The following is a 20,731-nucleotide window of genomic DNA, read 5'->3' on the forward strand; positions in this document are numbered from 1 at the left end:
TCACGCCCGCAGCTGACCGGCCGCGTCGAGCAGTTGGGCGATACCGGCGGCCCGGTCGGTCAGGTGCAACCGCAGCAGCGGCCGCTCCCGCCCCGCGAGGGCCTCCCGGTCGCCGGCCGCCTGCGCCGCCTGCAACTCGCCAAAGGTGTACGGCTTGCCCGGCACCGGCAGGTCCTCGGCGACCGCGCCGGTCACCTGGAAGAAGCTGCCGACCTGCGGGCCGCCCTTGTGGTACTGGCCGGTGGAGTGCAGGAACCGCGGCCCCCAGCCAAAGGTGACCGGCCGGCCGGACGCACCGGAGAGCAGTGGCCGCAGCTTGGCCGCGTCGGCGTCGCCGAAACGGTCCAGGTACGCCATCACCGCGAGGTAGCCGTCGTCGCCCAGGCCGTCGAGCAGCCAGCGCAGCACACCGGCCAGGTCACCCGGGGCGCCCTGCGGCGCGTACACCTCGACTGCGCCCTCGGTGAACGACGGCGTCTCCGCGGGCAGGCCCGAGGCCAGGATGGTGTTGGTGTTCTCCTTGGACTCGGTGACGTTCGGCTGGTTGAACGGGTCGATGCCGAGCACCACACCGGCCACCGCGGTGGCGTACTCCCAGGCCAGGAACTGTGCGCCGAGCGGGCCGTTCACCGCCACGTCCGGGTCGGTGCCGCCGCCGGGAACGTCGCCGGCGGTCAGCGCGCCACCGTAGGTGACGGTCAGCACGTCCGGCCCGCTGGCGCCGGGGCTCCGCGGGGACTCCACCACGACGGGAAGGATGCCCACCCCGGCCTTGCCGGTCGACTCGGCGATCAGCTGCTCGGCCCAGTCGCCGAACCCGTCGATGCCGGTGCCGTCGGAGATTAGCGCGACCTTGTCCCGTGCCAGCGTGGCGGCCGCACCCAGCGCGGCGCCCAACGCCAGCGCCGGATTGTCCTGATCCCCGCCGAGCGACGCGACCAGGGCGTCGGCCTGGTCGATCAGCTCGGCCACGTCCACCCCGGCCAGCGCCGAGGGCACCAACCCGAACGCGGTCAGCGCCGAGTACCGGCCGCCCACGTTCGGGTCGGCCAGCACGGTGAACGCCCCCATCTCCGTGGCGGTGGTCTGCAACGGCGAACCGGGGTCGGTGACGATGACGAAGTGCCGGCCGGCCTCCGCCTCGGTCATTCCGGCGTCCAGGAACGCCTGCCAGTACGCGCGCCGGTGGCTGTCGGTCTCCACCGTCGAGCCCGACTTGCTGGCCACCACCACGACGGTGCGCTCCAGACGGTCACCCAGGGCGGCCCGGACCTGGCCCGGGTCGGTGGTGTCCAGCACGGTCAACGGTCGACCCAGGGTCCGGGTGATCACCTCGGGGGCCAGTGAGGAGCCGCCCATCCCGGCGAGCACCACGTGGTCCAGGTCGGCCAGCTCCGCCTTCAGCTCGGCGAGCTGGACCAGCAGCTCCCGGCTGCGCTGGTGCGTGTCCACCCAGCCGAGGCGGACCTTCGCCTCGGCCTCGGCGTCCGGGCCCCACAGGCTCGGGTCCCTGGCGGCCAGCTTGCCGGGGACCCCGGCCCGGACCAGTGCGTCCCGGGTCGAGGCGGGAGCGGACTTGTCGACGGCGTCCGCGCCGTACACCGAGAGCCCGGCGGCGGCTTCCACCGGCCCGGCGAGAAGGTCGCTCATGCCGCCACCCCGCTTCGCGCTGCGGCGGTACGAGACTCCCGGACGCTGAGTTCGCTGCGCTCGCTCATGCGTTACCAGCCTTCTCGGCGGCCTTGGCGTTGCCCTTGGCGGCCTTGTTCGGGGAACCCTTGCCGCTGGCCGCTGCCGTCAGCGACTTGCGGACGCCGTCGAGCAGTTCCTGCCAGCTGGCCTCGAACTTCTCCACACCCTCACGCTCGAGGGTGGCGATCACGTCAGCGAGGTCCACCCCGACCGACTCCAGGTCCGCGAAGACCTTCCGGGCCGCGTCGTAGGAACCGGTGATGGTGTCACCCCGGGTCTCGCCGTGGTCGGCGTACGCGTGGATGACCGGCTCCGGCATCGTGTTGACCGTGCCGGGGGCGACCAGTTCCTCGACGTAGATGACGTCCCGGTAGTCCGGGTTCTTCGTCGAGGTGGAGGCCCACAACGGCCGCTGCGGGTGCGCGCCGGCGTCGGCGAGGGCCTTCCAGCGGTCGGAGGAGAACACCTCGCCGTAGCGCTCGTACGCGAGCTGGGCGTTCGCGACGGCGGCCTTGCCCCGCAGCGACTTGGCCTGCTCGGAGCCGACCTTCTCCAGCCTCTTGTCGACCTCGGCGTCGACGCGGGAGACGAAGAACGACGCCACCGAGCCGATGGTGGACAGGTCGTGGCCGTTGGCCTTGGCCTGCTCCAGACCGGCCAGGAACGCCTCCATCACCGCCGAGTAGCGGTCCAGACCGAAGATCAGCGTGACGTTGACGCTGATCCCCTCGGCCAGCGTGTCGGTGATCGCCGACAGGCCCTCCTCGGTGGCCGGGATCTTGATGAAGAGGTTGGGCCGGTCGACCAGCCACCACAGCGCCTTGGCCTCGGCGACGGTCTTGTCGGCGTCGTGCGCGACCCCCGGGTCCACCTCGATGGAGACCCGGCCGTCGACACCGGCGCTGCCGTCGTACGACGGGCGCATCACGTCGCAGGCCCACCGCACGTCGTACGTGGTGAGCATGCGCACCGCCTCTTCGACCTCCACCCCACGGGTGGCGAGATCGCGCAACTGCCAGTTGTACTCGTCGGCGTCGCTCAACGCCTTCGCGAAGATCGTCGGGTTGGTGGTGACCCCGGCCACGTGCTTCTCGCGGCGGAGCTGGTCCAACCCGCCGGAGCTCAGTCGTACGCGGGAAAGGTCGTCGAGCCAGACCGCCACACCCGCGGCGGTGAGCTCACCCAAGTTGTCCGTCATGCCGTCCACGCTCCCCTCAACTGCCTGTCGTGAAACCGGTGATGTCGCCCACCCGGGCCAGCGAGGCGTGCGCCGCCGCCACGATCCGGTCGGGAGTGAACCCGAACTGCTCGAAGAGCACGGTGTGCGGGGCGCTCGCCCCGTAGTGCTCCAGGCTGACGCTCTCGCCGAGGTCACCGACGACGCCGCGCCAGGACATCCCGATGCCCGCCTCCACGCTCACCCGTGCCTTTACCCCGCGCGGCAGCACCGACTCGCGGTAGGACTCGTCCTGCTCGTAGAACCACTCCTGGCAGGGCATCGAGACGACCCGGGTGGGGGTTCCGTCGGCCTCCAACCGCTCCCGGGCGGTCAGGCAGAGCTGCACCTCGGAGCCGGTGCCCACGATGATCACCTGCGGCTTGCCGTTGGACGCCTCGGCCAGCACGTAGCCGCCCTTGGCCACCCCGGACGCGTCGCCCAGCACCTCACGGTCCAGGGTCGGCAAGGGCTGACGGCTGAGCGCCAGCGCGGTCGGCCGGTCGGTGTGCTCCAGCGCCTGGCGCCAGGCCCAGGCGGTCTCGTTGGCGTCGGCCGGGCGGACCACGTCCAGACCCGGAATGGCGCGCAGGGCGGTCAGATGCTCCACCGGCTGGTGGGTCGGGCCGTCCTCGCCGAGGCCGATCGAGTCGTGCGTCCACACGAAGGTCACCGGAAGCTTCATCAGCGCGGCCAGCCGCACCGCCGGGCGCATGTAGTCGCTGAACACCAGGAACGTGCCGCCGTACACGCGGGTGCCGCCGTGCAGGGCGATGCCGTTGAGGATCGCGCCCATCGCGTGCTCACGGATGCCGAAGTGCAGCGTGCGGCCGTACTCGTGACCGGGGAAGTCCTTGGTGGCGTGCGAGGCCGGGATGAACGACGGCTCGCCCTTCATGGTGGTGTTGTTGCTCTCGGCCAGGTCGGCCGAGCCGCCCCACAGCTCGGGCAGCACCGGCGCGAGCGCCTCCAGCACCTTGCCGGACGCGGCCCGGGTGGCCACACCCTTGGCGTCGGCGGGGAAGGTCGGCAGCGCGTCGGCCCAGCCGTCCGGCAGCACCCGGCCGGCCATCCGCTCGTAGAGCGCGGTGCGCTCCGGGTTCGCCACCTTCCAGGCGTCGAACGCGGTGGTCCACTCCTGCTCGGCGGCGGATCCGCGACCCATCACGTTGCGGGCGTGGGCGAGGACCTCCTCGTCGACCTGGAAGGTCTGCTCCGGGTCGAAGTCGAGGATCTGCTTGGTGGCCTTCACCTCGTCGGCGCCGAGCGCCGAGCCGTGGGCCTTACCGGTGTTCTGCTTGTTGGGTGCGGGCCAGCCGATGATCGTGCGCAGCGCGATGAAGGAGGGACGACCGGTCTCCGCCTTGGCGGCCAGCAGCGCCTGGTGCAGGGCCTCGACGTCCTCGTGGTAGTCGCCCTGGTCGGCGTCGCCGGTGCGCCAGTCGACGGTCTGCACGTGCCAGCCGTACGCCTCGTAGCGGGCGGCCACGTCCTCGCTCTTGGCGATGCGGGTGTCGTCCTCGATGGAGATCTCGTTGTCGTCGTAGATCACCGTGAGGCTGCCCAGCTGCTGGTGCCCGGCGAGCGAGCTGGCCTCGTGGCTGATGCCCTCCTCGATGTCTCCGTCCGAGACGATGCACCAGATGTTGTGGTCGAAGATCGACGCGCCGGGCTCGGCCTCGGGGTCGAACAGGCCGCGCTCACGGCGGGCCGCCATGGCCATGCCGACCGCGTTGCCCAGGCCCTGCCCGAGCGGGCCGGTGGTGGTCTCGACGCCCGGGGTGTGCCCGTGCTCGGGGTGACCCGGTGTGAGCGAACCCCACTGCCGCAGCGACTGGAGGTCGGACAGGCTCAGCGGGTAACCGGACAGGAACAGCTGGATGTAGAGCGTCAGGCTGGAGTGCCCGGCGGAGAGCACGAAGCGGTCGCGGCCGGGCCAGTTCGGGTCGGCGGGGTTGTGCCGCATGACCCGGTTGAAGAGGAGGTAGGCCGCGGGCGCCAGGCTCATCGCGGTGCCCGGGTGGCCGTTGCCGGATTTCTCCACGGCATCCATGGCCAGCACGCGGACGGTGTCGACAGCCCGACGATCGAGGTCGGACCAGTTGAGTGCGGAGTGCTCGGGTCGGTTGGCAGCCACGATGGTTGTGCTCCTCGGCAGATGGGCGGAACCCTCACTGATGACCCTATCGAGCGTGACTAAACGTCCGCCCAGGGATCTCTGCATGGTGTGCGGTACGTGGCAATCAACCGCACCGTTCAACCCGGTGGTGTGACGGCCCGCACCGTTGTCGGGTCGGCCGGGCAGCCAAAACGACAACGCGTAGTGTGTGGGTCGGTGCGCGGCCCCGGAGCGGGCCCGGCCGACGAGATCTCCCCGTGCCGATGCCGGAAGGTGGCAATCCGTGAGCATGATCACCGAGCGCCCCGCGAGCAACCCCGCCGGGCAGACCCCGGCGCGGGCGGCCGAGGGCCCGGTGGCCCGGCGGGACGTACGCGCGGTCCTCTCGGCGTACGTGTCGCTCACCAAGCCGCGGATCGTCGAGCTGCTACTGGTCACCACCGTTCCGGCGATGATGCTCGCCGAGGGCGGCCTGCCGTCGCTGTGGCTGATGGCCGTGGTGCTGATCGGTGGCTCGCTCGCCGCGGGCGCGGCCAGCGTGCTCAACTGCTACATCGACCGGGACATCGACCAGTTGATGCGGCGTACCAAGCGTCGCCCGCTTCCGGCGCACACCGTGTCGCCGCGCAACGCCCTGGTCTTCGGTCTGGTGCTCGCGGTGGTCTCGGTGGCGCTGATGGCGGCGTTGACCAACCTGCTGGCCGCCGGGCTGACGCTCGCCGCGATCGCGTACTACGACCTCGTCTACACCCTGTGGCTCAAGCGCTCCACCCCGACGAACACCTTCTGGGGCGGGGCCTGCGGGGCGGCTCCGGTGCTGATCGGGTGGGCGGCGGTGACCGGCTCGCTGGCGCCCGCCGCCTGGGGGCTGTTCGCGGTGGTCTTCTTCTGGCAGATGCCGCACTTCTACCCGCTCGCCATGAAGTACAAGGACGACTACGCCCGGGCGGGCATCCCGATGTTGCCGGTGGTGGCCTCCACCCGTCGGGTCAACGCCGAGATCCTGATCTTCGCCTGGCTCACCGTGCTGACCTCCCTGGCCGTCTGGCCGCTGGGGCTCAGCGCGATCTACGGCGTGCCGACCCTGGTGGTGGGTGCGATCTTCCTGGTCGAGGCGCACCGTCTCTGCGGGCGGGCGACCCGCGGCGAGGCGGTCAGGCCGATGCGGCTGTTCCACTGGTCGACGACGTATCTGACGATCGTCTTCGTGGCCGTCGCGCTCGACGCGTTGATCTGAACCAATTCTCAGGCAGTGGGCTTTGCTCCACCCTTTTCGCGGTGCAGCTGGCAATCTCTTGACTAATCACGGTCATAGATGAGTTGTCCGGGTTTAATGTCACATCAGAGTAACTTTCGGCATGAGTCGGATCGGCTCAACCTCCGGAGGCTGGGCCCTGATTTGCCGCCGTGCTTTGAGGTGTTAAGTCCGGAAATATTAGGACAGCTGACCTGTGGTGTTCCTTAAACCTGTAGGTAATTGGCATCACAAAAGGTTCATGGTTCTCGCCCGCCCGAGTGGAGTTCTGCTTAGGCTTCGCGTCATGGCAGATGGTTCCGATACGACGCTGACGGCCGAACAGACCGCCGGCGACCAGGCGCCGCACGGCCTGGTCGCGGGCCTCAGGTCATTCGCCGCCGGGCACGGCGGCGCGAAGGCGGTCATCGAGTACGTCGGCAAGCGTGGCGCACGGATCGTCCTCGTGGGTTCCGACGGTGAGTGGGGCGACCAGTTCGCCGACGACACCGTCACCGCCCGGGAGGCGTGCGCCAAGGCGGGAGTCACCGTCGAGAACGCCTGGGAGCGTGAACTGATGGACCAGATGCGTCCGAGCAACGACCTGTGGCGGTCGATGGCCCGGCGCACCATGTCCCGCTGAGATAGAGAGCTGAATTGACCAACCACCACCAGTCGACCCGGGGGGAACCCCGGGTCGCCCTCGTCACCTGTGCCGAACTCGCCGACCTCGACCCGGACGACCGTCTGGTCCTCACGCCGCTCACCGACCGGGGGATCACCGCCGAGGCGGTCGCCTGGGACGACCCCGACGCGGACTGGTCCTCGTACGACCTGGTCGTGCTCCGCTCACCCTGGGACTACGCGCTGCGTCGCAACGAGTTCGTCGCCTGGGCCGCCACCGTCACGGCGCTGGTCAACCCGTCCGAGGTGGTGCGCTGGAACACCGACAAGCGCTACCTCGCCGAGCTGAGCGCGGCCGGCGTGCCGACCGTGCCGACGTTCTGGGTCGAGCCGGGGGAGAGTTGGCGCCTGCCGGCCGACACCGGTGAGTACGTGATCAAACCAGCGGTCAGTGCGGGTAGCCAGGACACCGGCCGGTACGACCTGGCCGACCCGGAGCACCGGGAACTGGCCGGCGCGCACGTGCGCCGCCTGGCCGACGCCGGTCGGGTGACGATGATCCAGCCGTACCTGACCGCCGTCGACACCGAGGGCGAGACGGCACTGCTCTTCCTGGCCGGTCCGGAGGGGCTCACGTTCAGCCACGCCATCCGCAAGGGTCCGATGCTGACCGGCCCGGACCTCGGCCCGGACGGGCTCTACAAGGCCGAGGAGATCACCGCCCGCACCGCCCGGCCCGAACAGCTCGCGGTGGCCGAGAAGACTCTCGCCGGGGTCCCGGGCGGCACACGGCAGCTGCTCTACGCCCGCGTCGACCTGATCCCCGGCCCGGACGGCACGCCCGTCCTGGTCGAGCTGGAGCTGACCGAGCCGTCCCTGTTCATCGGGTACGCCGACGGCGCCCCCGAGCGCCTGGCCGACGCGATCGCCACCCACCTGGCCCGCAACGCCTGACCCGTCCGCCGGCGGCGGTCACGGTGGCACCGCCAAGCTCCGTGCACGTTGGTGCCTCGGCACGCCGGGACCACGCATCTTCCCCACAGTTGCGCGGATCTCCGACCGGAGGACCTCCCGCCAACAAGATCGCGCGACATCCAGGATGTAGTGGCAACGGCGCGTCGCTGAGGCCACTACATCCTGGTTCGAGCACGATCTTGGCGCGGGGCGCGGGGCGCGGGGCGCGGGGCGCGGGGCGCGGGGCGCGGGGCGCGGGAGATCAGGCGGTTACCGTCACCGGGGCGGCGGCGTCGCTCGGAGCGGCCCGGGGTGCCGGCGCGACCGGGCGGCGTTCGCGGGTGGACCACTGCACCGCGAGGGCGGCCAGCAGCACCAGGCAGGAGCCGAGCATGTGCGCGCCGACCAGGATCGCCGGCACGTGGGTGAAGTACTGCACGAAGCCGATCAGGCCCTGACCCAGCTCCACCGCGACCAGGATGACCGCGGCCCGGGTGGCCCGTCGTGCGCCGACCGCGCGGAACGCGAAGACCAGCGCCACCGAGAGGCCGAGGAGCAGGAAGACGCTGTCCGCGTGCACCTGGGAGATCGACTCCGGGTCGAGCCCGTTGCGGGCCGCGCCCTGGTCGCCGGCGTGTGGGCCGCTGCCGGTCACCCAGGTGCCGATGACCAGCACCGCGACACCGACCGCCGTGGTGATCCGCGTCAGGGCGCGCAGCGGCGCCGGCACGACGGCCACCGCCGGGCCGTCCGGTTCGGCGATCCGGCGCCAGAGGGCGTACGAGGCGGCGATCACCGCCATCGAGGCGAGGAAGTGCAGCCCGACGACCCACGGGTTGAGGTTGGTGAGCACCGTGATGCCACCGATCACCGCCTGGGCGGGGATGCCCAGGAAGACCGCGACGGCGAGCGTGAGCAGCCCGGGCCGGCGTGGCCGGTGCGCCAGGACGGCCAGCACGGTGGCGAGCGCGATCAGGGCCACCGCGAACGTCAGCATCCGGTTGCCGAACTCGATCACCCCGTGGACGCCCATCTCGGACGTGGTGGTGTACGACGCGTCGGTGCACCGGGGCCAGGTGGGGCAGCCGAGGCCCGAGGCGGTCAACCGGACGGCCCCGCCGGTGACGACGATGCCCACGTTCGCGATGATCGAGGCGAGTGCGAGGCGGCGCAGCAGGGTGCCGGAGACCGGACGGACGTATCGGTTCACGGCGCAAATCCTACGCACCGTAGTGATCGAGGTTCGTCGGACTCCGCCCGGTCGGTGGTTCGGATCACCGGGGCCCGGGTTTGCGACCCTCCGAGTAATTACGTAACGTTGGCGTTGTGAAAAACACGGCGGCGCTCTCGGGGCAGCAGCCGACGGCCGCTCCGGTCGTCGGTGTGTCCGCGTCCGTGCCTGTCGTGACCCCGGCGGCCGCGCTCGTCGGTCCGGTGCTCACCGAGATCTCGACCCGGGACCGGGTCACCCAGCTGCTGCTGGAGCGGGGTGCCACCACCGCCGCGCAGCTCGGTTCGGCGCTCGGCCTCAGCCCGGCGGCGATCCGTCGGCACCTCGACGCGATGCTCGCCGAGGGTGACGTGTTCGCCCGGGAGCAGACGGTGCAGGGCAGCCGTGGTCGGGGGCGTCCCGCCAAGGTGTTCCTGCTGACCGAGGCCGCCCGGGTCCGCTGTGGCACTCACCACTACGACAACATGGCCACCGCCGCGTTGCGCTGGATCGCCCGCAGTGGCGGCGCGGACGCGGTCGAGGCGTTCGCCACCGAGCAGGTGGCCGCCCTGGAGTCCCGCTGCCGGGCCGCCATGGAGGACGCCGGCGACGACCCTCTCGCGCGGGCGGAGGCACTAGCCGACGCGCTCACCGCCGAGGGTTACGCTGCCAACGCGACCACGATCGCCTCTGGCGGCCAGCTCTGCCAGCACCACTGCCCGGTGGCGCACGTGGCCGCCGAGTTTCCCCAGCTGTGCGAGGCCGAGACCGCGGTGATCTCCCGTCTGGTCGGCACCCACGTGCAGCGCCTGGCCACCATCGCGCACGGCGACGGGGTGTGCACCACGCACATCCCCACCCAGCAGGTACGCGCCCAATCCGGTAATCCCGTCACCACTGTGAGGACAGATAGATGACCGAGCAGATCGTCCAGCCCCTGACCCAGGAAGAGCAGCTCGCCGCCCTGGGTCGCTACGAGTACGGCTGGTCCGACCCGGACGCCGCCGGGGCGGTCGCCCAGCGCGGCATCAACGAGGCGGTGGTGCGGGACATCTCGGCCAAGAAGAACGAGCCCGCGTGGATGCTCGACCTGCGCCTGAAGGGTCTGCGGCTGTTCGGTCGCAAGCCGATGCCGGCCTGGGGAGCGGACCTCACCGGGATCGACTTCGACAACATCAAGTACTTCGTGCGGTCCACCGAGAAGCAGGCCACCAGCTGGGAGGACCTGCCCGAGGACATCAAGAACACCTACGACCGGCTGGGCATCCCGGAGGCGGAGAAGCAGCGGCTGGTCGCGGGCGTCGCCGCGCAGTACGAGTCCGAGGTCGTCTACCACAAGATCCGTGAGGACCTTGAGGAGCAGGGCGTCCTCTTCCTGGACACCGACACCGCGCTGCGCGAGCACGAGGACGTCTTCAAGGAGTACTTCGGCACGGTGATCCCGGTCGGCGACAACAAGTTCGCCGCTCTGAACACCTCCGTGTGGTCCGGTGGCTCGTTCATCTACGTGCCGAAGGGTGTGCAGGTGGAGATCCCCCTGCAGGCCTACTTCCGGATCAACACGGAGAACATGGGCCAGTTCGAGCGGACGCTGATCATCGTCGACGAGGGTGCGTACGTGCACTACGTCGAGGGTTGCACCGCGCCGCTCTACTCCTCCGACTCGCTGCACAGCGCGGTCGTGGAGATCATCGTCAAGAAGGACGCGCGCTGCCGCTACACGACCATCCAGAACTGGTCGAACAACGTCTACAACCTGGTCACCAAGCGCGCCGTCTGCCACGAGGGCGCGACCATGGAGTGGGTCGACGGCAACATCGGCTCCAAGGTGACCATGAAGTACCCGGCGGTCTACATGACCGGCGAGCACGCCAAGGGCGAGGTGCTCTCGGTGGCGATGGCCGGCGAGGGCCAGCACCAGGACGCCGGCGCCAAGATGGTGCACGCCGCACCCCACACGAGCAGCACCATCATCTCGAAGTCGATCGCCCGGGGCGGCGGCCGCACCTCGTACCGCGGTCTGGTGCAGGTGCTGGAGGGTTCGCACCACAGCCGGAGCACGGTCAAGTGCGACGCGCTGCTGGTCGACACCATCTCCCGCTCGGACACCTACCCGTACGTCGACATCCGCGAGGACGACGTGTCGATGGGGCACGAGGCGACCGTCTCCAAGATCAGCGACGACCAGCTCTTCTACCTGATGAGCCGGGGCCTGAGCGAGGACGAGGCGATGGCCATGATCGTCCGCGGCTTCATCGAGCCGATCGCCAAGGAACTCCCGATGGAGTACGCCCTGGAGCTCAACCGCCTGATCGAACTCCAGATGGAAGGTGCCGTCGGCTGATCCCGGCGGGCACCGGCCCCGTCGCGCCAGTCCGCGACCAGCCCGCCCGCCCCTCCGGTTAATGACACCGTCGTTGCAGAACAGACCAAGGAAGACATGACTACCCAGGCTTCCGCGCCGCCCAGCACCAAGTCGCAGGCGCTGCGCTCGTACGACGTCGCCGACTTCCCGGCCCTCACCGGCCTGGAGGAGGAGTGGCGTTTCACCCCGCTCAAGCGCCTCCGCGGCCTGGCCACGGCGGACACGTCGGCCGCCACCGGCCGGGGCGTCACCATCGAGCACCCGCGGCTGCCGGCCGGGGTGTCGGTGCGGCTCGTCGAGCCGAGTGACGCCGGTGTCGTGACCGCGCCGCTGCCGGTCGACCGGGTCAGCGCGCTGGCCCACGGCGGGGCGGCGCGGGTCGCGCTGGTCGAGGTGGCGGCCGAGGCCGTGGTGTCCGAGCCGGTGGTCGTACGGCTGCTGGGCGCGTACCCCGAGGAGCTGTCTCTCGCCCGGACCCAGGTGCAGGTGGGCCGGTTCGCGGAGGCCACGGTGGTGTTCTCCCAGGAGGGCTCGGCCACGCTGGCCGACAACGTCGAGGTGACGGTCGCCGACGGGGCCAAGCTGACCCTCGTCACCGTGGCGGACTGGGCCGAGGACACGGTGCAGGCCCAGCACGTCACGATCAAGCTGGGTCGGGACGCCCGGGTGGTGCACGTCCAGGTCACCCTCGGTGGCGACCTGGTGCGGCAGTTCACCTCGGTGGAGTACACCGGTCGGGGTGGCGAGGCCGAGCTGTACGGCGTCTACTTCGCCGACTCCGGCCAGCACCTGGAGCACCGGCAGCTGGTCGACCACAGCGTTCCGGACTGCCGCAGCTACGTCGGCTACCGGGGCGCCCTGCAGGGCGAGGACGCGCACACCGTCTGGGTGGGTGACGTGGTGATCCGAGCCGAGGCGACCGGCACCGACACGTACGAGATCAACCGGAACCTGCTGCTCACCGACGGCGCGCGGGCGGACTCCGTACCCAATCTGGAGATCGAGACCGGCGAGATCGCCGGCGCCGGCCACGCCAGCGCGACCGGCCGCTTCGACGACGAGCAGTTGTTCTACCTGATGGCCCGGGGTATCCCGGAGAGCGAGGCCCGCCGCCTGGTGGTCCGTGGCTTCTTCGCCGAACTGATCAACAAGATCCCGGTCGAGGACCTGCGCGAGCGCCTGGGAGACGCTATCGAGGCCCGGCTGACCAAGGCCGGCGCCTGATGATCCGCATCTGCTCCACCGAGGACGTGCCGAAGGGCACCGCGATCAGCGCGGACGTCGACGGCACCCCGATCGCGCTGGTGCACGGCGAGGACGGCGAGTTCTACGCCGCCTACGACGAGTGCTCGCACGCCTCGGTCGCCCTCTCCGAGGGCGAGGTCGACGGCTGCACGCTCGAGTGCTGGCTGCACGGCTCGCGCTTCGACCTGCGCACCGGGCGGCCTTCCGGTCTGCCGGCCACCGAACCCGTACCCGTCTATCCCGTCGAAGTCCGCGACGGCGACATCTACCTCAGCCTGACGCCGAGTAATGGAGTGACCCGATAATGAGCACCCTGGAGATCCGCGACCTGAAGGTGTCGGTCAAGCTGCCCGAGGGTGAGCTCAAGCCGATCCTGGCCGGAGTCGACCTGACCGTGAAGTCGGGTGAGACCCACGCCATCATGGGCCCGAACGGCTCCGGCAAGTCCACGCTGGCGTACTCGATCGCCGGTCACCCCAAGTACGAGATCACCGGCGGCACCGTCACCCTCGACGGCTCCGACGTCCTCGCGATGACCGTCGACGAGCGGGCCCGCGCCGGCCTCTTCCTGGCCATGCAGTACCCGGTCGAGGTGCCCGGCGTGTCGGTGGCGAACTTCCTGCGCACCGCGAAGACCGCGATCGACGGCGAGGCGCCGAAGCTGCGCACCTGGGGCGGCGAGCTGCGCGGGGCCATGGAGCGCCTGCAGATGGACCCGGCGTTCGCGCAGCGCAACGTCAACGAGGGCTTCTCCGGCGGCGAGAAGAAGCGCCACGAGATCGTCCAGCTGGAGCTGCTCAAGCCGAAGATCGCCATCCTCGACGAGACCGACTCCGGCCTCGACGTCGACGCGCTGCGCGTGGTCAGCGAGGGCGTCAACCGGGTCCGCGACACCGGTGACACCGGCATGCTGCTGATCACCCACTACACGCGGATCCTGCGCTACATCAAGCCGGACTTCGTGCACGTCTTCGTGGCCGGCCGGATCGTCGAGCAGGGCGGCCCGGAGCTGGCCGACAAGCTCGAGGCCGAGGGCTACGAGCGGTACGCCGCCGGGGCCGGCACGGCCAAGGCCTGAGCGAGAGAGGCGCTGCCGAGATGACCAGCATCGCGATTCCAGCGGGGATGCCGCAGTACGACGAGGTGCCGCGTTTCGACGTGGCCCGGGTGCGCGCCGACTTCCCGATCCTGGACCGGGAGATCAACGGGCACCCGCTGGTCTACCTCGACAGCGCCAACACCTCGCACAAGCCCCGCCAGGTGCTCGACGTTCTCGACGAGCACTACACGCGGCACAACGCCAACGTCTCGCGGTCGGTGCACACCCTGGGCACCGAGGCCACCGAGGCGTACGAGGGGGCGCGGGCCAGGATCGCCGCGTTCGTCAACGCGCCGAGCGTGGACGAGGTGGTGTTCACCAAGAACTCCACCGAGGCGATCAACATCGTGGCGTACGCCTTCTCCAACGCCTCGCTGCGTCCGGACGCCGACCCCCGGTTCCGGCTGGGCCCCGGCGACGAGGTGGTGATCTCCGAGATGGAGCACCACTCGAACATCGTCCCGTGGCAGTTGCTCTGCGAACGGACCGGCGCGACCCTGCGCTGGTTCGGCGTCACCGACGGCGGACGGCTCGACGAGTCCGGCCTGGACGACCTGATCACCGAGCGGACGAAGATCGTCTCGCTGGTGCACATGTCGAACATCCTCGGCACGGTCAACGCCACCGCCCGGATCACCGCGCGGGTCCGCGAGGTGGGCGCGCTGCTGCTGCTGGACTGCTCGCAGTCCGTGCCGCACCTGCCCATCGACGTGGTCGACCTGGACGCCGACTACATCGTCTTCACCGGGCACAAGATGTGCGGCCCGACCGGCATCGGTGTGCTCTGGGGCCGGGGCGAGCTGCTGGCGGCCATGCCCCCGGTGTTCGGCGGCGGCTCGATGATCGAGACGGTCACCATGGCCCGCTCGACGTTCGCGGCGCCGCCGGCCCGCTTCGAGGCGGGTACCCCGCCGATCGCCGAGGCTGTCGCACTCGGTGCCGCGGTGGACTACCTCACCGGCATCGGGATGCCGGCCATCCAGTGGCACGAGAAGGAGCTGACGGCGTACGCGCTGGACGCTCTCGGATCGGTGCCCGACCTGCGGATCTTCGGCCCGACCGTGCCGGTGGGCCGGGGTGGCACCATCTCGTTCGCGCTCGGCGACGTGCACCCGCACGACGTGGGTCAGGTGCTCGACTCGCTCGGTGTGCAGGTGCGGGTGGGCCACCACTGCGCCAAGCCGGTGTGCAGCCGGTTCGGCGTCCCGGCGATGACGCGGGCCTCGTTCTACCTCTACACCACCACCGGTGAGATCGACGCTCTGGTGGCCGGTCTGGAGCAGGTGCGGAAGGTGTTCGGCTGATGGCACAGCTCGACCAGCTCTACCAGGAGATCATCCTGGACCACTACAAGCGCCCGCACGGGCGTGGCCTGCGCGACGCGGAGGACTCGGGTGACCAGGTGGCGGAGGCGCACCACGTCAACCCGACCTGCGGCGACGAGATCACCATCCGGGTTGCCACCGACGGCACCGTGCTGCACGACATCTCGTACGACGGGATGGGCTGTTCGATCAGCCAGGCCTCGGCGAGCGTGCTGCACGAGTTGTTGCGCGGTCGGGGCGCGGGGGAGGCGTTCGCGGTGCACGAGGCGTTCGTCGAGTTGATGTCCGGCCGTGGCCAGGTCACGCCGGACGAGGACGTGCTCGGTGACGGGGTGGCTTTCGCGGGCGTTGCCCGCTACCCCGCTCGGGTCAAATGCGCGCTGCTGCCGTGGATGGCGTTCAAGGACGCCGCGGCACGCGCCGGGGTGGGCGTGAGCCCGGAGGTGAAGGCATGAGCGAAAATACCGCTACCGCAGCGACGCCGGAGGCCGGTGACGCCGCCGGCACTCAGGTGGCCGGTGACGCCGCCGCCACCCCGGTGGCCGGCGTCGGCAAGGCCGTCATCGCCGAGATCGAGGAGGCGATGAAGGACGTCGTCGACCCGGAGCTCGGCATCAACGTGGTCGACCTGGGCCTGGTGTACGGGGTGCACGTCGACGACGAGAACGTCGCCACCCTGGACATGACGCTCACGTCGGCGGCGTGCCCGTTGACCGACGTGATCGAGGACCAGACCCGGCAGGCGCTGACCACCGGCCCCGGTGGCGGCCTGGTCAACGACATCCGGATCAACTGGGTGTGGCTCCCGCCGTGGGGCCCGGACAAGATCACCGATGAGGGCCGGGACCAGCTGCGTTCCCTCGGCTTCAACGTCTGAGTCGATCCCGGTTCGGCACCATCGAGCGCGGCGCCCGTCACGGGTGCCGCGCTCGACGCCTTTCGCCTCCGCCCGTCGTGTCGTGCGCACTGTCACGAGCGGAAATTGGGGTCGCGTTCGATGGGGGAGCGCGCGCAGGATGGGCGGGTGATCGAGACGTACCCGAAGCGGCTTCCTGTCGGCGCGGCCACCGCCGCGCTCCGACAGCGCACGCGCCCGGGCCGCGACTCGACCCGCCACCGACGATCGTGACCAGCGCGTTCCTCGCCGGCCTCGTCGCAGGCTACGGCGTCGCCGTTCCCGTCGGCGCGATCGCGGTGCTCATCGTCGGGCTCAGTGCCCGTACCTCGTTCCGGGTCGGCGCGGCCGGGGCTCTCGGCGTGGCCACCGCCGACGGCCTGTACGCGGCGCTTGCCGCCCTCGGCGGCGCGGCCGTGGCCGGGGTCGTCGAACCGCTTGCCGGCCCGCTGCGGGTGACGGCCGCGGCAGTGCTGCTCGCGCTCGCCGGGCACGGCGCCTGGCGCGCGGTGCGACCGCCCCCCGCGACCCACGTGCGGACCCGCCGGGGCCTGGACACGCCGCTGCGCGCGTTCGGCGGCATTCTCGCGCTGACCCTGCTCAACCCGGCGACGGTCGTCTACTTCGCCGCGCTGGTGCTCGGCCGCGGCGACGCCATCGATGCGGCCGGGTCGACGGCCGCGCTCTTCGTGCTCGGCGCGTTCGTGGCCTCGGCGAGCTGGCAACTCCTCATCGCCGGGGGCGGCACGCTGGTCGGCCGCCTGATCACCGGCCCGAAAGGCCGGATGGCCACCGCGCTCGTCTCCAGCGCCATCATGGCCGGGCTCGCGGCCGGCATCGTGTGGCCCCGGTGACCAGCCACCGGCGTCGGGCGACCGGGCCGGGCAACGGCTGGTACGGTCCGACCGGGCGTCGATCGGAGCACAGGCGTCCGGCGAGCCAGCGCGTGCTGGCCGAGCGCAACCCCGCAGTCAGAGGCCGACAAGCACCAGGAGCAGCAGGATCCCGCCGGCCCGCCGGGGTAGGTCGTAGCTGGCCACCGCGCTCCTCGGTGTTGTGCCGCCGAGTGACGCCCGGCAGTCTGTCGGGCAATGGCGACCGGAGGGGGTCGAGGTGGGTGGACGGCCCGCAGCCGGGGGTGGCCGCTGGGTCGAGGTCGACCCGCACCGGCTGGCCCGCTGGGTCGAGGGCTTCGTCGACCGGCACGGCCCGCCCACCGTGACCCCTCGGGAAGACGGCCTGCTGCTCTCCGCGCCCGACGGCACCACCGCGCAGTTGTACGTGCCACCCGGTGCTTCCGCGGGAGGTGACCTGCCCGGGTTCCTGGCCGCCGCCGCCACACCGCGCCGGATCGGTCTGCTGCTCGCCCGCAAGAGCGCGGTGGCCGTCGGTGTGGCCGAGGGAGAGACGTTGACGCTGTCCAAGGTGGACAGCAGCTACGTGCAGGGCCGTACCGCCGCGGGTGGCTGGTCGCAGCACCGCTTCGCCCGTCGCCGCGACAACCAGGCGAAGGCCGCCCTCGGTGACGCGGTCGAGCTGGCGGTACGGCTGCTGCTGCCGCAGGCCGGCACGCTCGACGCGGTCGTGGTTGGCGGCGACCGACGCACGGTGGACGGCATCCTCGCCGACCGGCGGCTGGCCCGGCTCGCCGCGCTGCGGGCAGACCGGCTGCTCGATGTGCCCGAGCCCCGGCACGCCGTGCTGGTCGCCGCGATCGCGGCCGCCCGGGCGGTCCGGATCCTGGTCCGCGATCCCGCCCCGCCCGACTGAGGTCGCCGACGGGACCGGGATCGCCGGCGCGGGTGCCGAAACCGGCAGTCCGCCCGATCACACCGAAGGGCGCCCCGACGTGTCGAGAATGACCGTCGGAGCGCCCGGGTGGGAATTGGTCAGAGCTGGTCGGTGGCGAAGGTGTCGCAGGCCTTGGGATCACCACGGTCGTAGCCCTGCTGGAACCAGCGCTGCCGCTGCGCGGAGGTGCCGTGGGTGAACTGGTCGGGGTTGATCCGTCCACCGGAGCGCTGCTGGATGGTGTCGTCGCCGATCGCCTCGGCGGTCTGCACGGCCTCCGCGACGTCGCTCGGGGTGATCGACGTGAAGAGCGCCTCCTGGCCGGTCTCGTCCTTGCTCTCGGTCGCGTGCTTGGCCCAGGAGCCGGCGTAGCAGTCGGCCTGCAACTCCAGGCGTACCGAGGCGGAACGGGGGCCGCTCTGGTCGCCCTGGCCGGCCCGCTCGTTGGTGCCGAGCAGGTTCTGGATGTGGTGGCCGTACTCGTGGGCCAGCACGTACGGCGCGGCGAACTCGCCCTTGGCGCCGAAGCGGGAGGCCAGCTCGTTGTAGAAGCTCAGGTCGATGTACACCTTGCGGTCGGCCGGGCAGTAGAACGGGCCGACGCCGGAATCCGCCTGACCGCAGCCGGTGTTCACCGCGGCCTCGAAGTAGTTGGTGCTGGTCGGCTCGTACTTCCCCTTGCCCAGCTCCGGGTACTCCTTCTCCCAGTAGTCCTGGATGCTGTTGACGTAGAGCAGGTTGCGGCACCTCGCGTCGTCGAAGCGCTGCGCGTTGCTCCTGTCGCACCCCTGCAGCGGCTTGCCGGTGGACTGCCCACCGCCGTCCTCGCCGTTGGTCATCGCATTCAGGCCGAAACCGCCGCCGAGCAGGGCGATCAGCACGGTCACCACGATGCCGATCAGACCGCCCCGACCGCCGCCGCCGGGGATCGGGATGCCCATGCCGCCACCGCCGCCCGAGCCGCCACCCCGCCCGAGGTCGTTGACCTGGGAGGTGTCGAGCTCGGCCCGCTCGTTGAGTTCCATGCTGACCCCGATCGCCGTCTGTCCGTCGCTGTGACGCGGATTCCCACTGTGTCGTCGCAGTGCCGGACCGGGTCCGGATGCCGCAATTCCGTACCCGATGATCTTGATTGCTAATCCGGGCGGGCCGTCCGGGAGCGCCCGGTACACTTGTCGGGTGCTGCGCTGCGAAGGCTGAACCGCCCCGCGCCGCCGGGCCACCGGGCCCGCCGGCCGTTTCGCGTGCCCCGAGTCAGCCTTCCACTCCCCGAGAGCGAGCCCGAAGAAATGATCACCGCCACCGGCCTGGAGCTCCGAGCCGGCTCCCGGATTCTGCTGTCCGACACCACCCTGCGGGTGCAGCCCGGTGACCGGATCGGCCTCGTCGGCCGCAACGGTGCCGGCAAGACCACCACGTTGAAGGTGCTCGCCGGCGAGGGGCAGCCGTACGCCGGGCAGATCGACCAGCGCAGCGCCATCGGCTACCTGCCGCAGGACCCACGCACCGGCGACCTGGAGGTGACCGGCCGCGACCGGGTGCTCTCCGCCCGTGGCCTGGACGTGCTGATGGCCCAGATGTCGGAGATCGAGGCCAAGCTCGCCGAGGACGCCGACGAGAAGTTGGTCCGCCGCTACGGCGCGTTGGAGGACCAGTTCGCCTCCCTGGGTGGGTACGCCGCCGAGGCCGAGGCCGCCCGGATCTGCGCCAACCTCGGCCTGCCGGACCGCGCGCTCGCGCAGACCATCGGCACCCTCTCCGGCGGTCAGCGCCGCCGCATCGAGCTCGCCCGGATCCTGTTCCGCGACGCCGGCGAGAACGGCGGCGGCATCCTGCTGCTCGACGAGCCGACCAACCACCTCGACGCCGACTCGATCACCTGGCTGCGCAGCTTCCTCGCCAACCACAAGGGCGGCCTCATCGTGATCTCCCACGACGGCGCGCTGTTGCAGTCGGTGGTCAACAAGGTCTGGTTCCTGGACGCCACCCGGTCCGTGGTCGACGTCTACAACCTGGGCTGGAAGGCGTACCTGGAGGCGCGGGAGACCGACGAGCGGCGCCGCCGCCGGGAGCGGGCCAACGCGGAGAAGAAGGCCGGCGCGCTGATGGCGCAGGCCGACAAGATGCGGGCCAAGGCCACCAAGACCGTCGCCGCGCAGAACATGGCCCGCCGTGCCGAGAAGCTGATCTCCGGTCTGGAGGAGGTGCGGGTCTCCGACCGGGTCGCCAAGGTGCGCTTTCCCAACCCCGCGCCGTGCGGCAAGACCCCGCTGACCGCGACCGGCCTGTCCAAGTCGTACGGCTCGCTGGAGATCTTCACCGACGTCAACGTGGCGGTGGACCGCGGCTCCCGGGTGGCGATCCTCGGGCTCAACGGCGCCGGCAAGACCACCCTGCTGCGGATGCTCGGCGGGCTGCTGACGCCGGACACCGGGGAGGTGCACTCCGGGCACGGGCTGCGGTTGGGCTACTACGCCCAGGAGCACGAAACCCTGGACGTGGAGCGGACGGTGCTGGAGAACATGCGCGCCGCCGCCATCGAACAGTCCGACACCGACCTGCGCAAGATTCTCGGCGCGTTCCTCTTCTCCGGCGACGACGTGAACAAGCCCGCCGGGGTGCTCTCCGGCGGCGAGAAGACCCGGCTCGCCCTGTCGACCCTGGTCTGTTCCGGCGCCAACGTGCTGCTGCTCGACGAACCGACGAACAACCTCGACCCGATCAGCCGGGAGCAGGTGCTCGACGCGATCGCCAACTACCCCGGCGCGATCGTGCTGGTCACCCACGACCCGGGTGCGGTGCTGGCGCTCAAGCCGGACCGGGCCATCCTGCTGCCCGACGGCGACGAGGACGCCTGGAGCGACGACCTGCTCGAACTGGTCGAGCTGGCCTGACCGTCGTCCCGCACGACCGGCCTGCGGGTGGGGGCCGTTCGACAGTCGACAAGCTCGACCGCACGCCG

The 20,731-nt window shown here is 70.8% G+C and carries 19 protein-coding genes; 14 read left to right on the forward strand and 5 right to left on the reverse strand.

The genetic code is table 11. The annotated features are described in order from the left end of the window. The 3 genes from ACLJN9_RS30245 to tkt all read right to left on the reverse strand — a co-directional run bounded on the left by ACLJN9_RS30245 (position 1) and on the right by tkt (position 5,045). Positions 1 to 1,650 (reverse strand): glucose-6-phosphate isomerase, encoded by a 1,650-nt coding sequence (locus ACLJN9_RS30245; protein WP_410815095.1) that lies wholly within the window; start codon positions 1,648 to 1,650, stop codon positions 1 to 3. 64 nt (positions 1,651 to 1,714) lie between these two features. Beyond that, positions 1,715 to 2,890 (reverse strand): transaldolase, encoded by a 1,176-nt coding sequence (gene tal, locus ACLJN9_RS30250; RefSeq protein ID WP_410815096.1) that lies wholly within the window; start codon positions 2,888 to 2,890, stop codon positions 1,715 to 1,717. A gap of 16 nt (positions 2,891 to 2,906) precedes the next feature. Further along, entirely contained in the window at positions 2,907 to 5,045 is a 2,139-nt protein-coding gene (tkt, locus tag ACLJN9_RS30255; RefSeq protein WP_410815097.1) for a transketolase, read from the reverse strand. 265 nt (positions 5,046 to 5,310) lie between these two features. Here tkt and ACLJN9_RS30260 point away from each other — a divergent pair, with 265 nt between their 5' ends. The 3 genes from ACLJN9_RS30260 to ACLJN9_RS30270 all read left to right on the forward strand — a co-directional run bounded on the left by ACLJN9_RS30260 (position 5,311) and on the right by ACLJN9_RS30270 (position 7,839). Further along, positions 5,311 to 6,264 (forward strand): heme o synthase, encoded by a 954-nt coding sequence (locus ACLJN9_RS30260; RefSeq protein ID WP_410815098.1) that lies wholly within the window; start codon positions 5,311 to 5,313, stop codon positions 6,262 to 6,264. Between the two features lie 304 nt (positions 6,265 to 6,568). After that, on the forward strand, positions 6,569 to 6,904 hold the full coding sequence (locus ACLJN9_RS30265; RefSeq protein WP_410815099.1) for a hypothetical protein: 336 nt from the start codon (positions 6,569 to 6,571) through the stop codon (positions 6,902 to 6,904). Between the two features lie 14 nt (positions 6,905 to 6,918). Continuing rightward, positions 6,919 to 7,839, forward strand: a complete 921-nt coding sequence (locus ACLJN9_RS30270) for a RimK family alpha-L-glutamate ligase (protein WP_410815100.1) — start codon at positions 6,919 to 6,921, stop codon at positions 7,837 to 7,839. Between the two features lie 262 nt (positions 7,840 to 8,101). Here the strand turns inward: ACLJN9_RS30270 and ACLJN9_RS30275 are convergent, their stop codons facing one another. Beyond that, positions 8,102 to 9,067 (reverse strand): COX15/CtaA family protein, encoded by a 966-nt coding sequence (locus tag ACLJN9_RS30275; protein WP_410815101.1) that lies wholly within the window; start codon positions 9,065 to 9,067, stop codon positions 8,102 to 8,104. 167 nt (positions 9,068 to 9,234) lie between these two features. Here ACLJN9_RS30275 and ACLJN9_RS30280 point away from each other — a divergent pair, with 167 nt between their 5' ends. The 10 genes from ACLJN9_RS30280 (at position 9,235) to ACLJN9_RS30325 (ending at position 17,748) form a co-directional block, all read left to right on the forward strand. Continuing rightward, positions 9,235 to 9,966, forward strand: a complete 732-nt coding sequence (locus ACLJN9_RS30280; RefSeq protein WP_410815141.1) for a helix-turn-helix transcriptional regulator — start codon at positions 9,235 to 9,237, stop codon at positions 9,964 to 9,966. Next, on the forward strand, positions 9,963 to 11,393 hold the full coding sequence (sufB, locus tag ACLJN9_RS30285) for a Fe-S cluster assembly protein SufB (protein ID WP_410815102.1): 1,431 nt from the start codon (positions 9,963 to 9,965) through the stop codon (positions 11,391 to 11,393). The genes ACLJN9_RS30280 and sufB overlap by 4 nt, the downstream gene beginning before the upstream one ends. Before the next feature lie 96 nt (positions 11,394 to 11,489). Next, positions 11,490 to 12,638 (forward strand): Fe-S cluster assembly protein SufD, encoded by a 1,149-nt coding sequence (gene sufD / locus ACLJN9_RS30290; protein ID WP_410815103.1) that lies wholly within the window; start codon positions 11,490 to 11,492, stop codon positions 12,636 to 12,638. Continuing rightward, positions 12,638 to 12,964 carry a non-heme iron oxygenase ferredoxin subunit gene (locus tag ACLJN9_RS30295; RefSeq protein ID WP_410815104.1) on the forward strand — a complete coding sequence of 109 codons (327 nt, stop codon included), beginning with the start codon at positions 12,638 to 12,640 and terminating at the stop codon, positions 12,962 to 12,964. Before sufD ends, ACLJN9_RS30295 begins: the two co-directional genes overlap by 1 nt. Next, positions 12,964 to 13,737, forward strand: coding sequence for a Fe-S cluster assembly ATPase SufC (gene sufC, locus ACLJN9_RS30300; protein ID WP_410815105.1), 774 nt, complete (start codon positions 12,964 to 12,966; stop codon positions 13,735 to 13,737). The genes ACLJN9_RS30295 and sufC overlap by 1 nt, the downstream gene beginning before the upstream one ends. 20 nt (positions 13,738 to 13,757) lie before the next feature. After that, entirely contained in the window at positions 13,758 to 15,062 is a 1,305-nt protein-coding gene (locus ACLJN9_RS30305) for a cysteine desulfurase (RefSeq protein WP_410815107.1), read from the forward strand. After that, positions 15,062 to 15,538, forward strand: coding sequence for a Fe-S cluster assembly sulfur transfer protein SufU (gene sufU / locus ACLJN9_RS30310; RefSeq protein WP_410815108.1), 477 nt, complete (start codon positions 15,062 to 15,064; stop codon positions 15,536 to 15,538). Before ACLJN9_RS30305 ends, sufU begins: the two co-directional genes overlap by 1 nt. After that, positions 15,535 to 15,960, forward strand: coding sequence for a metal-sulfur cluster assembly factor (locus ACLJN9_RS30315; RefSeq protein WP_410815109.1), 426 nt, complete (start codon positions 15,535 to 15,537; stop codon positions 15,958 to 15,960). The genes sufU and ACLJN9_RS30315 overlap by 4 nt, the downstream gene beginning before the upstream one ends. A 248-nt stretch (positions 15,961 to 16,208) precedes the next feature. Beyond that, positions 16,209 to 16,832, forward strand: a complete 624-nt coding sequence (locus ACLJN9_RS30320; protein ID WP_410815110.1) for a LysE family transporter — start codon at positions 16,209 to 16,211, stop codon at positions 16,830 to 16,832. 259 nt (positions 16,833 to 17,091) lie between these two features. Beyond that, entirely contained in the window at positions 17,092 to 17,748 is a 657-nt protein-coding gene (locus tag ACLJN9_RS30325; protein WP_410815111.1) for an acVLRF1 family peptidyl-tRNA hydrolase, read from the forward strand. A 119-nt stretch (positions 17,749 to 17,867) separates the two neighbouring features. Here ACLJN9_RS30325 and ACLJN9_RS30330 read toward each other — a convergent pair whose 3' ends face one another. After that, positions 17,868 to 18,794, reverse strand: coding sequence for a neutral zinc metallopeptidase (locus ACLJN9_RS30330; protein ID WP_410815113.1), 927 nt, complete (start codon positions 18,792 to 18,794; stop codon positions 17,868 to 17,870). Between the two features lie 264 nt (positions 18,795 to 19,058). Between ACLJN9_RS30330 and ACLJN9_RS30335 the strand changes: the two genes are divergently transcribed. Next, positions 19,059 to 20,663, forward strand: a complete 1,605-nt coding sequence (locus tag ACLJN9_RS30335; RefSeq protein WP_410815114.1) for an ABC-F family ATP-binding cassette domain-containing protein — start codon at positions 19,059 to 19,061, stop codon at positions 20,661 to 20,663. Positions 20,664 to 20,731 lie beyond the last annotated feature (68 nt).

It is taken from the genome of Micromonospora sp. 067-2, from assembly GCF_046549295.1.
In the GTDB taxonomy this organism is placed as follows: Bacteria; Actinomycetota; Actinomycetes; order Mycobacteriales; family Micromonosporaceae; genus Micromonospora.

Coding starts and splice junctions, on each gene's coding strand:
- sufB (WP_410815102.1), top strand. CDS start 9,963: ATGACCGAGCAGATCGTCCAGCCCCTGACCCAGGAAGAGCAGCTCGCC.
- sufC (WP_410815105.1), top strand. CDS start 12,964: ATGAGCACCCTGGAGATCCGCGACCTGAAGGTGTCGGTCAAGCTGCCC.
- tal (WP_410815096.1), bottom strand. CDS start 2,890: ATGACGGACAACTTGGGTGAGCTCACCGCCGCGGGTGTGGCGGTCTGG.
- ACLJN9_RS30330 (WP_410815113.1), bottom strand. CDS start 18,794: ATGGAACTCAACGAGCGGGCCGAGCTCGACACCTCCCAGGTCAACGAC.
- ACLJN9_RS30315 (WP_410815109.1), top strand. CDS start 15,535: ATGAGCGAAAATACCGCTACCGCAGCGACGCCGGAGGCCGGTGACGCC.
- sufD (WP_410815103.1), top strand. CDS start 11,490: ATGACTACCCAGGCTTCCGCGCCGCCCAGCACCAAGTCGCAGGCGCTG.
- ACLJN9_RS30245 (WP_410815095.1), bottom strand. CDS start 1,650: ATGAGCGACCTTCTCGCCGGGCCGGTGGAAGCCGCCGCCGGGCTCTCG.
- ACLJN9_RS30295 (WP_410815104.1), top strand. CDS start 12,638: ATGATCCGCATCTGCTCCACCGAGGACGTGCCGAAGGGCACCGCGATC.
- ACLJN9_RS30335 (WP_410815114.1), top strand. CDS start 19,059: ATGATCACCGCCACCGGCCTGGAGCTCCGAGCCGGCTCCCGGATTCTG.
- ACLJN9_RS30305 (WP_410815107.1), top strand. CDS start 13,758: ATGACCAGCATCGCGATTCCAGCGGGGATGCCGCAGTACGACGAGGTG.
- ACLJN9_RS30265 (WP_410815099.1), top strand. CDS start 6,569: ATGGCAGATGGTTCCGATACGACGCTGACGGCCGAACAGACCGCCGGC.
- sufU (WP_410815108.1), top strand. CDS start 15,062: ATGGCACAGCTCGACCAGCTCTACCAGGAGATCATCCTGGACCACTAC.